Raw genomic sequence first — 13,630 nt, 5'->3', positions numbered from 1 at the left:
CTCAGTCCCCGGCCTGCGCCTTCACCGTCTCGAGCGACAGCGGAACGGGCAGGTAGCGCACGAAGTCCTTCGGCACGACCTGCCAGATATGCGCGCGCTCGCGCGGCCAGTCGTTCAGAAGCATCGCCGCGAAGCGGGAGTTCGTCTCCGCGACATGGCGCATCACGAGGTCGCGCAGGAGCGTCTCCCAGTGCGGGTGGGCGAGGCGCTGCCACAGAACGTGCTCGGGGTTGATCCGCACAGGCAGCAGCTCGCCCGGGTCGTAGACGAAGGCCTGGCCGCCCGTCATGCCCGCAGCGAAATTGTCGCCGACCGCTCCGAGGATCACCGCGACGCCGCCCGTCATGTACTCGCAGCCGTTCGAGCCGCAACCCTCGACGACTGCCGTGGCGCCCGAGTTGCGCACGGCGAAGCGCTCGCCGGCCTGGCCGGCCGCGAAGAGATAGCCCGCCGTCGCGCCGTAGAGCACGGTGTTACCGATGATCGTGTTCTCGTTCGACCGGAGCGTCGAGGACGGCGCCTGGCGCACGACGATGGTCCCGCCGGAGAGTCCCTTGCCAACGTAGTCGTTCGCGTCGCCGAACACTTCGAGCTTAAGCCCCTGCACGGCGAAGGCGCCGAGGCTCTGCCCCGCCGAGCCGCGCAGCCGCACCGTGACATGTCCGGGCGCAAGCCCCTTCATGCCGAACTGCCGCACGATCTTCGACGACATCTTCGTCCCGATCGTCCGGTAGGTGGAGCGGATGTTGTACTGGAGCTGCATCTTCTCGCCGTCGCGGAAGAGCGGTGCGGCGTCGGCGATCATCTGCGCATCGAGCGTCTCGGGAACCTCGTTCCGGCCCTCGAGCGTGCAGAACCGCGCATAGGGCCCCGGGTCGGCCTGCGCGAGGATGGGGTTCAGGTCGAGATCGTCGAGGTGTGCGCCGCCGCGGCTGACCTGCTGCAGGAGGTCCGTCCGCCCGATCACGTCCTCCAGCTTGCGCATGCCGAGGCCCCCGAGGATCTCGCGCACCTCCTCGGCGATGAAGCTGAAGAGGTTGATCACCTTCTCCGGGCTGCCGTCGAACTTCGCGCGCAGCGCCTCGTCCTGCGTGCACACGCCGACGGGGCAGGTGTTCGAGTGGCACTGCCGGACCATGATGCAGCCCATGGCGACGAGGCTCGCGGTGCCGATGCCGAACTCCTCGGCGCCCAGCATCGCCGCCATCACCACGTCGCGGCCGGTCTTGATTCCGCCGTCGGTGCGGAGCCGTACGCGATGGCGCAGCCGGTTCAGCATCAGCACCTGGTGCGCCTCGGAGAGGCCCATCTCCCAGGGAAGCCCCGCGTACTTGATCGACGTCTGCGGGCTCGCGCCGGTGCCGCCGACATGGCCCGAGATGAGGATCGTGTCGGCCTTCGCCTTGGCGACGCCCGCCGCGATCGTTCCGATGCCTGAGCGCGCGACCAGCTTCACGCACACCGCCGCCTCGGGGTTGATCTGCTTGAGGTCGTAGATGAGCTGCGCGAGGTCCTCGATCGAGTAGATGTCGTGGTGCGGCGGCGGGCTGATCAGCGCGATGCCTGGTGTCGAGTGCCTGAGCCTCGCGATGATCTCGGAGACCTTGAACCCCGGCAGCTGGCCGCCCTCGCCGGGCTTCGCGCCCTGGGCCATCTTGATCTCGATCTCGCGGCAATTGTTCAGGTATTCGGCCGTCACCCCGAACCGGCCGGAGGCGATCTGCTTGATCGCGCTGTTGGCGTTGTCTCCGTTCGAGCGCGGCCGCGCGCGCGCGGCATCCTCGCCACCTTCGCCGCTGTCGGACTTCGCGCCGATGCGGTTCATCGCGATCGACAGCGTCTCGTGCGCTTCCGGCGAGAGCGCGCCGAAGCTGATGCCCGGAGAGACGAGCCGCTTGCGGATCTCCGTGACGCTCTCGACCTCCTCGACGGGGATGGGCTTCCGCCCCTCCATCTTGAAGTCGAGAAGGTCGCGCAGCGCGATCGGCGGCAGCTTCCGCACCGCCTCGGAATAGCGGAGATAGGTCTGGTAGCTGTCCGTCGCGACCGCGGTCTGAAGCATGTGGATCAGCGAGCCGCCGAAGGCATGCGCCTCGCCCGCACGGCGGAGCTTGTAGAGCCCGCCCACCGGCAGAGTCACGGCGTCCGCGTTCCAGGCCCGCGCATGCAGCGCGAGCACCTTCCGCGCGATGCCCGAAAGCCCGATGCCCGAAATGCGGCTCTGCATGCCCGGGAAGAACTCGGCGACCAGCGCGCGGGAGAGGCCGATCGCCTCGAAGTTGTACCCGCCGCGATACGACGAGAGCACCCCGATGCCCATCTTCGACATGATCTTGAGCAGGCCCTTATCGAGGGCCTTGCGGTAGCGCTGAACGGCCGTCTTCAGCGCCATGTCGCCGAACAGGCCGCGGCGATGGCGGTCGGCGATGCATTCCTGGGCGAGCCAGGGGTTCACCGTGGTCGCGCCGACGCCGATGAGCACCGCGACGTAGTGGACATCCACCGCCTCCGCGCAGCGCACGTTGAGCGAGGTGAAGGTGCGCAAGCTCTGCTTCACGAGATGCGTATGCACTCCGCCCGTGGCGAGGATCATCGGGATGGCGCAGCGCTCTGCCGAGACGCGCTCATCGGTCAGGATGACGTGCGCCGCACCTGCGCGGATGCCCTCCTCCGCCTCGCGTCGGATGCGCTCGATTGCGCGCCGCAGCCCCGCCTCGCCCTCGGCGACGGGGAAGGTGGCATCCACCTCGACGGCGCCCGTGCCCATGTGCGCGCGCATCGCCTCGAACTCTGCGGTGGTGAGCACGGGGCTCTCGAGCTGAAGCAGGTCGCACTGCCCCTGCTCCTGGTCGAGCACGTTCCCGAGGTTGCCGAGCCTGGTCTTCAGCGTCATCACGCGGGTTTCGCGCAAGCTGTCGATCGGCGGGTTCGTCACCTGGCTGAACGCTTGCCGGAAATAGTGCGACAGCGGACGATACTGGTCGGACAGGACCGCGAGCGGCGTGTCATCTCCCATCGAGCCGACGGCCTCGTTCGCCTCCTCCACCATCGGGTGGAGGATCATCTCGAGCTCCTCGAGGGTCAGCCCGGCACCGAGCTGGCGGCGACGGAGCGCCTCGCCGGTGAGCTGCGCAGCCTCGGCGCTGTCGGTGCGGATGAGCGCATCGAGATGCAGGGTGCGCCGCGTCCATGCGCCGAAATCCTCGCGCGCGGCGAGCATGTCCTTCAGCTCGCGGTCGGAATAGAACTTCGGCGCATCGAGATCGACGGCGATGCACTGGCCGGGGCCGACGCGCCCCTTGGCGACGATCTCGTCCTCGCGGAGCTTGACCATCCCCGTCTCGCTGCCGACGACCAGAAGCCCATCGGCCGTGATCGTGTAGCGCATCGGCCGAAGCCCGTTGCGGTCCATGCCCGCGACCACCCACCGGCCATCCGTGCCGCAGATCGCCGCCGGACCGTCCCACGGCTCCATCACGGCGTTGCAGTAGAGGAACAGCGCGCGGTGCTCCTCGGGCATCGTCGCGTTGTTGCCGACGCTCTCGGGAATCATCAGCGCCTTGGTCATCGGCGCGTCGCGGCCCGCCCGCACCAGAACCTCGAACACGTTGTCGAGGGTGGCGGTGTCGGATCCGCCGGACTGGATCACCGGCTTGATGTCGTCCATGTACGCATCGAGCAGAGGCGAGGCGAGCCGCGTCTCGTGGCTCTTCATCCAGTTCACGTTGCCGGTGATCGTGTTGATCTCGCCGTTGTGCGCGATCATCCGGAACGGCTGCGCGAGCCTCCAGGTGGGGAAGGTGTTGGTCGAGTAGCGCTGGTGATAGATCGCGAAGCGCGAGGCGAAGCGCTCGTCGACGAGGTCGGGATAGAACTGCGTCAGGCTCTCGGCGAGGAACATCCCCTTGTAGATGATCGAGCGGCACGAGAGGCTGCAGATGTAGAGATCGGCCACCTGTGCGGCGATGGCGGCCTTCTCGATTCGGCGGCGGATCACGTAGAGATCGCGCTCCACCGTCGCGTCGTCGCGGTTCTCCGGATCGTAGAGCATGATCTGCTCGATCTCGGGCCGCGTGGCGTTGGCCTTCTCGCCGATCACCGCGACGTCGATCGGCACCTGGCGCCAGCCATAGATGCCGTAGCTGAAGGCGAGGATCTCCGTCTCGATGATCTGGCGGCAGCGCTCCTGCGCGCCGAGGTCGGTCTTCGGCAGGAACACCTGGCCGACCGCGATGCGGCCGGGCCGCACCGTGTCGCCGCCGCGCGTCACCGCCTCGGCGAAGAAGTCGCGCGGGATCTCGATGTGGATGCCCGCGCCGTCGCCTGTCTTGCCGTCGGCATCGACCGCGCCGCGGTGCCAGACGCTCTTCAGCGCGTCGATGCCGGCCTGGACGACGCGGCGCGAGGGCTTGCCGTCGAGCGCGACGACGACGCCGACGCCGCAGGCATCGTGCTCGGTGAGGTCGATCTCGGCCGCGCGCAGGGTCGCGGCATTCGCATCGTGGGCAGCAACGAAATCTGCGCCGCTCTCGCTCCGTCCGGGGATCATTCCGTCCATCGCCATCACTCCCCTGCTCACTCTGCCGCCACGGCGACGGAGGAGGCTGCCTTGTCCTGGATGAACCGATGCATCGAAGCGGCCGCATCCCGGCCGTCCTTGATCGCCCACACGACGAGCGAGGCGCCGCGCACGATGTCGCCCGCCGCGAATACGCCCGGGATCGCCGTCATCATCGCGCGGTCGACCTTCAGCGTGCCCCAGCGCGTCACCGCGAGCGCGTCGTCGCCGAACATGCGCGGCATGTCCTCCGGGTCGAAGCCGAGCGCCTTGATCACGAGATCGGCCTCGAGGGTGAAGCCGCTTCCGGCGATCGGCTCGACCTGCTGGCGGCCGGTCGCATCCGGAAGGCCAAGATGCATCCGCACCGCGCGCACGCCGCTCACCCTGCGGTCGCCGAGGAACGCCTCAGGTGCGGCGAGCCATTCGAAGCGCACGCCCTCCTCCTCGGCATGCTTCACCTCGCGCATCGAGCCAGGCATGTTCGCCTTGTCACGGCGGTAGAGGCAGGTGACGGAGGCTGCGCCCTGGCGGACCGCCGTGCGCACGCAGTCCATCGCCGTGTCGCCGCCGCCGATCACGACGACCTTGCTGCCCTCTGCGTTCAGCGTGCCGTCATCGAAGCCGGGAACCTCGTCACCAAGCCCCCGGCGGTTCGAGGCGGTGAGGTAGTCGAGCGCGGGCACGATGCCGGAAAGCCCCGATCCGGGGCCGCCGAGCTCGCGCGCCTTGTAGACGCCGGTCGCGATCAGCACCGCGTCGTGGCGGTTGCGCAGCTCGGCAAGGGAGATGTCGCGGCCGACCGCACAGTCCATGTGGAAGCGGATGCCGGCGGAGCGGAACAGCTCCCACCGGCGCAGCACCACCGGCTTCTCGAGCTTGAAGTTCGGGATGCCGTAGATCATCAGTCCCCCGGGGCGGTCATACCGGTCGTAGATGTCGACGGCGTAGCCCTGGCGGCGAAGCTGCTCGGCGGCGGCGAGCCCGGCCGCGCCGGCGCCGACGATGCCGACACTGAAGGGGATCTCGCGCGCGGGTTTGGGCGGGCGCACCCAGCCTTTCTCGAAGGCGGTGTCGGTGATGTACTTCTCGACCGCGCCGATCGTGACGCTCTCGAAGCCCTTCTCGATGACGCAGTTGCCCTCGCAGAGGCGGTCCTGCGGGCAGATCCGGCCGCAGATCTCCGGGAAGGTGTTGGTTGCGGAGGAAACCTCGTAGGCCTCCTCGAGCCGCCCTTCGGCGGTGAGCTTCAGCCAGTCGGGGATGTTGTTCCCGAGCGGGCAGTGAACCTGGCAGAAGGGAACGCCGCACTGGCTGCAGCGGCTTGCCTGCTCCGCCGCGCGCTCGGCCGAGAACTGGCGGTAGATCTCATCCCAGTCCCCTGCCCGCTCTGCCGCCGTGCGCTTGTCCGGCGTGCGCTGCGGGGTCGCGACGAATTTCAGCATCCGTTCGGCCATGCGTCTGCTCCCGTAAGGGCATGCGGCCGGGAGTGCTCCGATCGCACGGGCGCTCCCTTGTCCTTCAGCGCCGGGCGCGGCTTTAACATTAGGTCAGCGGCGCTGACGAGGTGAAAAACACCTAATACGACCGCATCGGCCGCAAATTCCGCTGATTGGCGACGACTGGGTACGAAGGGCGCCTCTCGGCCAGAGCTTACCCCGCACTGTCAACGATGGTAGGTCCGATCTGGCCCTTTCTGCCTATGCCCGCCGCGCCGCTGGCCGGAAGCGTTCCAGATAGGCCGGAACGATCGCCTCCACCGCCTTCGGCGCGATGCCAAGATCGGCAAGCGTCAGAGCACCTTGAGCGACGACGTTGTCACGTTGCAGCAGAAGGAGCTGGTCACGCGTCAGCGGCGGGGTGGGGAGCAACTCGAGGAAGCGGGCCTGGATAGCGCCGACCGAGAACGGAAGGTCGAGCAGCAGGCGCTTGCGCCTGGTCTCGGCGAGGATGAATTCCATCAATTGGCGGTAGGTGTACACGCGCGGCCCGCCGAGCTCGTAGGTCCTGCCCGCTGCGTCCGGCCGGTCAACCGCGGCCATCACCGCATCGGCCACGTCCCCGACATAGACGGGCTGGAACCGCGTCCTTCCCCCACCATAGAGGGGCAGGGCGGGCAGAAGCCGAGCCAGCGCACCGAAGCGGTTGAAGAACCCGTCCTCCGGCCCGAACACGATGGAGGGACGAAGCACCACTGCCGCGGGGAAGGCGGCGCGCAGGGCGGCCTCGCCCTCTGCCTTGGTGCGGCCATAGACGCTCTCGCTCGCCGCATCCGCCCCGATGGCGGAGAGGTGCACGACATGCGCGGCCCCCGCCTCGGCTGCGGCCTGGCCGACGATGCCTGGTCCCTTGCCCTGCACCTCGGCGAAGCGCGACCCCGCGCCCTCGAACAGGATGCCGACGCAGTTCACCACGACCGATGCGCCCGAAACCGCTGCGGCGACGAGGCGCGCATCGGTCACCGATGCGCGGACGGGAATGATCTGCCCCGGCACGCCCATCGGCTTGAGCTCGGCCGCCCGCTCGGGGTCACGGCCGGCGACGCGGACGAGGAAACCACGCTCTGCGAGCCGCTTGACGACGTAGCGCCCGATGAACCCCGCCCCGCCGAACACCGCGGCGACGCCGCCGGCCCCGCTCATGCCCGAACCCTGGGCCAAACCCGCCATGGACCATTCCCTCCACGAAACCGCTTGCGCACACCGACTGGTCACAATGTGGCCGAGGGGGCGGGTTGCTCAAGCATCGCAGATGCGCAGGGGCGGCGTTGACGCGTCCTGCGCCGGGCGGTAATCCTCCCGGCCTCCCACCGGAATGCCCAGGTGGCGGAATTGGTAGACGCGCAGGTTTCAGGTACCTGTGGCCGAAAGGTCGTGGAAGTTCGAGTCTTCTCCTGGGCACCAGGGTTCATCGCATCGTTGGTCAGTGGCGCACCGTCAGGCGCTCGCTTCGGCGTGCCCAAGAGCCCGGCCGGCGCGCGCAGCTGCGCAGGCGGCCTGTCATCGAACTCGATCGAGGCTTGGGTCAGCCATAGCCCTGTCAGGTCGAGCGGGTTGGCGTCGGCGGCGGTTCACCGCGTCGGCGCCGCGCCCCGGACGCGGAGTTGGCGGGGGCGGCGATCCCCGCTACAAGCCCGGCCGATGACGACCCTCTTCGCTCACGGAACGACCATCCACCTCCATCGCCACGACCTGCCCGACGGGCTTTCGCTCGGGGCCGTCGTCGCGGTCGACAGCGAGACCATGGGGCTCGACCCGCGGCGCGACAGGCTGTGCCTGGTGCAGCTCTCCGCCGGCGACGGCGAGGCGCATCTCGTGCACCTCATCCCCGAGAGCCTCGGCGGCAGGGGCTATGACTGCCCCAACCTCAAGGCGCTGCTCGGCGATGCCGCGACCGTGAAGCTGTTCCACTTCGCCCGGTTCGACGTCGCGGTGTTCCACCATTTCCTTGGCGTCGAGACGCGGCCGGTCTGGTGCACCAAGATCGCCGCCAAGCTGGTCCGCACCTTCACCGACCGGCATGGGCTGAAGGACCTCTGCAAGGACCTTCTTGGCGTCGAAGTGTCCAAGCAGCAGCAGTCGAGCGACTGGGGGGCACCGGAACTGACGCCGGAGCAGCTCGCCTATGCCGCGTCGGACGTGCTCCACCTGCACGCCCTGAAGGCAAGGCTCGAGGGTCTTCTCGCGCGCGAAGGGCGGTCGGCCCTCGCCGAGGCGTGCTTCGCCTTCCTGCCCGCTCGCGCCGCGCTCGACCTGCTCGGCTACGAGGAGCCTGACATCTTCCACCACTGAGGGCCCCGCAGACTCGCTCCGGCGCGTTCACGGCCCGTCAACCCATGCCGGTGCACGTTTCCGTGCCATGGCACATCTTTTGCCTGTCAAGCACGACGTGTCGTTGACCCGGCCTCGGGGCAAGCCCTACATGCTTGTCCAGGGATCGGATGACCGACGCATGACACTCCACCTCGCCGGCTCTGCCGCGCCTGAGGCCGCAACCAGCACGCACGACGATCGCACAGGCGGGGGAGACCTCGCCGCAGGCCGCGCCGTGCTCGAGACGGAGGCCGGCGCCCTCGTCGCGCTCGCCGCGCGGCTCGACGGCGCCTTCGTCCGCGCGCTCGACCTGCTCGCTGCCGCCACGGGGCGCGTCGTCGTCACAGGCATGGGCAAGTCGGGCCACGTCGCCCGCAAGATCGCCGCCACCCTGGCATCGACCGGCACGCCCGCCCTCTTCGTCCATCCGGCCGAGGCGAGCCACGGCGATCTCGGCATGATCACCGCCTCGGATGCGGTGCTCGCCCTCTCCAACAGCGGCGAGACGCCGGAACTCGCCGACCTGATCGACTATGCGCGACGCTTCGCCATCCCCCTCGTCGGCGTGACCGGCCGGGCGGGAAGCGCGCTCGCCGAGCATGCCGATGTCGCGCTGATCCTCGCCGAGGCGCCGGAGGCGTGCCCGATGGGCCTCGCGCCGACCACCTCGACGACGCAGATGCTCGCGCTCGGCGATGCGCTCGCGGTCGCGCTGCTCGCGCGCAAGGGCTTCACGGCGGCCGATTTCCGGCTGTTCCACCCGGGCGGCAGGCTCGGGCGGCGGCTCCTTCGCGTGCGCGACCTGATGCATGCCGGGGCGGAAGTGCCGCTCGCGCCGGAGGAGACGCCGATGCACCAGGCGATCCTGCGGATGACGGCAGGCCGCTTCGGCTGCCTTGGCCTCGTCGGCGAGGATGGCCGGCTTTCCGGCATCATCACCGACGGCGACCTCCGCCGCGCCATGGCGCCCGACCTGCTCGGCCGCAATGCCGCCTCGGTCATGACACCACGCCCGCGCACGATCTCGCCCGACGCCCTCGCTGCGGAGGCCATGCGGTTGATGAACGAGGCACGCATCACGGCACTGTTCGTGACCGAGGGGGAGACGCCCGTCGGCATCGTCCACGTGCACGACCTGTTGCGCGCCGGGGTGGCCTGAGCGGATGGCGGCATGATGGCCGAGCCGGGCAGGATCAGGCGCGTGAGCGAGATCGACGGCAGCATCGCGGAACCGACGGCCTCGGCGCGGCTCGGGTTCGGCGCGCGGCGCCGGCGCGCGCCCGACCAGGCAGCGCTCGCCCGCCGTCGCGTCGCCGTCTCGGTGCTCAAGCGCGCCCTGCCGCTGCTCGCCTTCGCCGCGCTCGCCCTCGTCGCGCTCTGGCCGCAGATCGCGGGGCTGGAGGAAGGCATCCGCGTCTCCTACCGCAAGCCGACATTGTCCACGCAGACGGGTGCTGCCAGCGTGCTCGCCCCCCGGTTCCAGGGCACAGACGAGCGCGGCAGGCCGTACACGCTGTCGGCCGACAGCGCCGTGCAGCCCGCAGGCTCCGAGCTGGTCGAGCTCACCCAGCCGCGCGGCGACCTCACCCTCGAGGACGGCGCCTGGGTGATGCTCCAGTCCGATGACGGGCGGTTCAACCGGGGCGAGCGGCTGCTCGACCTCTCCGGCAATGTCGCGGTGTTCCACGACAGCGGCTACGAAGTGCGAACGGACAGCGCCCGGGTCGATTTGCGCGCTGGCCGTGCCGAGGGCGACCAGCCCGTCGCCGCGCAGGGCCCCGCCGGAACGCTCGACGCGCTCGGCTTCACGATCAGCGAGCGCGGCGATGTCGTAGTGTTCGGCGGTCCCGCGCGGATGGTGCTGAGCTCGCCCTCCGGCGCGCCGACGCCGCCCGAGCGAGGCCAGCCGTGATGCTGCCCCGGCGCGCGGCCCTCGCCCTTGCTCTGACGGCCTCCGCCACGTTCGCCTGCAGCGCCGTGGCGCAGGAGCTTGCGCTGACCGGCGAAGGCCCGATCGAGATCCTCGCGGACGGGGCGATCGAGTGGCGGCGCAACGAACAGGTGGTTATCGCGTCCGGAAACGCGCGCGCCATCCGCGGCGCGACGACCGTCTATGCCGACAGGCTGCTCGCCCGCTACCGCTCGCGCGGCGGTTCGGCACGCCCCGCCGCCCCCTCGCCCGATGCGTCCGCGCAGGCCGCGTTCGGCGGCGGCGGGGGAGAGATCTTCCGCCTCGAGGCAGACGGTTCGGTGCGCATCATCACCGGCCAAGACCGCGCCGAGGCGGACCGTGCTGTCTATGACCTCGATCGCCGCGTGCTCGTGATGACGGGGCGTGCGCTGAAGCTGACCAACGGCACCGACACCGTCACCGCCCGCGACGCGCTCGAATACTGGGTCGACCGGCGCATGGCGGTGGCGCGCGGCGGCGCGACCGTGACCTCTCCCGGCCGGGCGCTCGATGCGGACACCCTCGTCGCCTATTTCCGCGAAGCGCCCGCCGAAGGTGCCGCACCTCGCCCCGCTCCGGCAACGCAGGCGGCCTCCTCCGCGCCGCCCGCGCTCGCGCCAGGCTCCGGGCGGCTCGACCGCGTCGAGGCGTTCGGCGACGTGCGCATCCGCACCGCGACAGAGTTCGTGCGCGGCGACCGCGGCATCTATACGCCCGATACGGGCATCGCCCGCATCGCCGGCAATGTCGGCATCACGCGCGGGCAGAACCAGCTTGTGGGCGAGGTCGCTGAAGTGAACCTGCAGACAGGCGTCTCCCGCCTGCTTCCAGGCCAGGGCGGCCGCGTCGCGGGGCTTCTCGTGCCGGAGGAGAGGGCGCGGCCGGACCAGCCGGGCATCACCCCGGCCCCGGTTCCGGGCCCGAGCCTCCTGCCGCCGCGGCGGACCGCGCCATGACGCCCCCTCCGGGACCGCGCCTGGAGAAGCCGAAGCCGGAGGCCCCGAAGGGTGAGCCGCGCCGTCCGCTCGAGGTCGTCGCCGGCGGCGGCGGGCTGGTCGCGACGGGCCTGGGCAAGCGCTACCGCAAGCGCCCGGTGGTGCGGAACGTGTCGCTCTCCGTGCAGCGGGGCGAGGCGGTCGGCCTGCTCGGGCCGAACGGCGCGGGGAAGACCACGTGCTTCTACCTGATCGTCGGCCTCGTCGCGCCGGACAGCGGCACAATCACGCTCGACGGCGCAGACATCACGACGCTGCCGATGTATCGGCGTGCGAGGCTCGGCCTCGGCTACCTTCCGCAGGAGGCCTCGATCTTCCGCGGCCTGACGGTCGAGCAGAACATCCGCGCAACGCTGGAGGTGGTGGAGCCGGACGCGTCGGCGCGCGACGCGCTGCTCGACGAGCTGCTCGCCGAGTTCTCGATCTCGCATCTGCGCCGCACCCCGGCCATCGCGCTTTCGGGCGGCGAGCGGCGGCGCGTCGAGATCGCGCGCGCGCTCGCCACGCACCCGAACTTCGTCCTGCTCGACGAGCCGCTCGCCGGCATCGACCCGATCGCCGTGGGCGAGATCCGCGACCTCGTCGCGCACCTGAAGGACCGCGGCATCGGCGTCCTGATCACCGACCACAACGTGCGCGAGACGCTCGAGATCATCGACCGCGCCTACATCCTCCATGACGGCCAGGTGCTGATGGAGGGAAGCCCGCACGACATCGTCGCGCATGAGGGCGTCCGGCGCGTCTATCTCGGCGACCGGTTCAGCCTCTAGGCCCGGGAGCAGGCGCGATGGCGATCGGTCCGCGTCTCGATCTGCGCCTCGGCCAGGCGCTCGTGATGACGCCGCAGCTGCGGCAGGCCATCAAGCTTCTGCAGTATTCGAACATCGAGGTGGCCTCCTTTCTCGAGGCCGAGCTCGAGAAGAACCCGATGCTCGAGCGCGACGAGACCGGGCCCGACGGCACGGCGCAGCAGCAGCCCGCCGAGGCGGCAGCGGCTGAACCGACGCTCGCCGACACCGGCCCGAGCCTCGCCTCGGACGGCGAGGCGCCGCTCGATGCCGATTTCGTCAATGTCTATGACACGGGCGGCAGCGCCGATGGCGCAGGGGCGGAGGCCGGCGCGGGCGGGCTCGACGGAACCCGCATCGGCAGCGGGGGCCGAAGCGATTTCGAGGGAGACGAGCGCGGCATCGAGGACCATGCGGTCGAGCGCGTCTCGCTGCGCGAGCACATGGCCGAGCAGCTCCGCCTCTCGATGGGCGATGCGACGGATAGGCTGATCGGCGCCTGCCTGATCGCAATGCTCGACCCGGCCGGCCGCATCGCCGGCGATCTCGGCCAGCTCGCCGCCAATCTCGGCTGCGGCCTCGAGCGCGTCGAGGTCGTGCGCGCGCGGATGATGCGCTTCGACCCGCCCGGCGTGTTCGCGCGCGACCTTCGCGAATGCCTCGCCGTGCAGCTTGCCGAGAAGAACCGGTTCGACCCCGCGATGGCCGCACTGATCGACAATCTCGAGCTGCTCGCGCGGCGCGACATGAAGCGGCTGATGGAGATCTGCGGCGTCGATGCCGAGGACATGGCCGACATGGTGGCCGAGCTCCGGCGGCTCGACCCCAAGCCCGGCGCCGCGTTCGAGGCCGAGGCCGCGACCACGGTGGTGCCCGACGTGCTGATGCGGCGCGCACCCGATGGCGGATGGATCGTCGAGCTGAACCCCGAGACGCTGCCCCGCGTTCTCGCCAACGGCACGTTCCATGCGCGCATCTCGGCGGGCGCGCGCACCAAGGAGGAGAAATCCTTCATCGCCGAGCACTGGGCGAACGCGACCTGGCTCGTCAAGAGCCTGCAGCAGCGCGCGAGCACGATCCTCAAGGTGGCCGGCGAGATCGTCCGCCAGCAGGACGGGTTCTTCCGTCATGGCGTGTCGCACCTGCGGCCGCTGATCCTGCGCGACATCGCCGAGGCGGTGCAGATGCACGAGAGCACGGTCAGCCGCGTGACGGCCAACAAGTACATCGCGACGCCGCGCGGCACGCTGGAACTGAAGTTCTTCTTCACGACGGCGATCGCCGGCACGGGCGGGGAGAGCCATTCCGCGGAAGCGGTGCGGCATCGCATCCGCGACATGATCGCAGGCGAAGATCCGGAGAACGTGCTCTCGGACGATCAGATCGTTGCGGCGCTGAAGCGCGAGGGAGTGGACATCGCACGCCGCACGGTGGCCAAATACAGGGAGAGCCTCCGCATCCCCTCCTCCGTCCAGCGGCGGCGGGAGAAGGCGATACCGGCCTAATCGACCCGACCGGCCGGCATT

The 13,630-nt window shown here is 69.9% G+C and carries 9 protein-coding genes and 1 tRNA gene; 7 read left to right on the top strand and 3 right to left on the bottom strand.

Translation table 11 applies throughout. The annotated features are described in order from the left end of the window. Window position 1 precedes the first annotated feature (1 nt). The 3 genes from gltB to FIF60_RS03255 form a co-directional block, all read right to left on the bottom strand. Window positions 2–4,558 carry a glutamate synthase large subunit gene (gene gltB, locus FIF60_RS03265; RefSeq protein ID WP_144183810.1) on the bottom strand — a complete coding sequence of 1,519 codons (4,557 nt, stop codon included), beginning with the start codon at window positions 4,556–4,558 and terminating at the stop codon, window positions 2–4. Between the two features lie 17 nt (window positions 4,559–4,575). Further along, on the bottom strand, window positions 4,576–6,015 hold the full coding sequence (locus FIF60_RS03260) for an NAD(P)-dependent oxidoreductase (protein ID WP_144183808.1): 1,440 nt from the start codon (window positions 6,013–6,015) through the stop codon (window positions 4,576–4,578). 243 nt (window positions 6,016–6,258) lie between these two features. Next, window positions 6,259–7,227, bottom strand: a complete 969-nt coding sequence (locus FIF60_RS03255) for a complex I NDUFA9 subunit family protein (RefSeq protein WP_239451474.1) — start codon at window positions 7,225–7,227, stop codon at window positions 6,259–6,261. 147 nt (window positions 7,228–7,374) lie between these two features. Here FIF60_RS03255 and FIF60_RS03250 point away from each other — a divergent pair. The 7 genes from FIF60_RS03250 (at window position 7,375) to rpoN (ending at window position 13,609) form a co-directional block, all read left to right on the top strand. Further along, window positions 7,375–7,461: transfer RNA gene (locus FIF60_RS03250), tRNA-Leu, on the top strand. A gap of 237 nt (window positions 7,462–7,698) precedes the next feature. Then, window positions 7,699–8,349, top strand: coding sequence for a ribonuclease D (locus tag FIF60_RS03245; protein ID WP_144183806.1), 651 nt, complete (start codon window positions 7,699–7,701; stop codon window positions 8,347–8,349). A 160-nt stretch (window positions 8,350–8,509) separates the two neighbouring features. Next, window positions 8,510–9,529, top strand: a complete 1,020-nt coding sequence (locus FIF60_RS03240; RefSeq protein WP_144183804.1) for a KpsF/GutQ family sugar-phosphate isomerase — start codon at window positions 8,510–8,512, stop codon at window positions 9,527–9,529. A gap of 42 nt (window positions 9,530–9,571) precedes the next feature. After that, complete coding sequence (lptC, locus tag FIF60_RS03235) at window positions 9,572–10,282, top strand: LPS export ABC transporter periplasmic protein LptC (RefSeq protein ID WP_158639045.1); 711 nt, start codon at window positions 9,572–9,574, stop codon at window positions 10,280–10,282. Next, complete coding sequence (locus FIF60_RS03230) at window positions 10,282–11,277, top strand: LptA/OstA family protein (RefSeq protein ID WP_144184208.1); 996 nt, start codon at window positions 10,282–10,284, stop codon at window positions 11,275–11,277. The genes lptC and FIF60_RS03230 overlap by 1 nt, the downstream gene beginning before the upstream one ends. Next, window positions 11,274–12,086 (top strand): LPS export ABC transporter ATP-binding protein, encoded by an 813-nt coding sequence (gene lptB / locus FIF60_RS03225; RefSeq protein ID WP_144183800.1) that lies wholly within the window; start codon window positions 11,274–11,276, stop codon window positions 12,084–12,086. The genes FIF60_RS03230 and lptB overlap by 4 nt, the downstream gene beginning before the upstream one ends. Window positions 12,087–12,103: 17 nt before the next feature. Then, entirely contained in the window at window positions 12,104–13,609 is a 1,506-nt protein-coding gene (rpoN, locus tag FIF60_RS03220) for an RNA polymerase factor sigma-54 (protein ID WP_144183798.1), read from the top strand. Window positions 13,610–13,630: the final 21 nt, after the last annotated feature.

Origin of the sequence: Elioraea rosea (assembly GCF_007644105.1) — a bacterium.
In the GTDB taxonomy this organism is placed as follows: domain Bacteria; phylum Pseudomonadota; class Alphaproteobacteria; order Acetobacterales; family Acetobacteraceae; genus Elioraea_A; species Elioraea_A rosea.
Note: the sequence above shows the minus strand (reverse complement) of the source record. Positions and strands in the feature narration are given on the sequence as shown.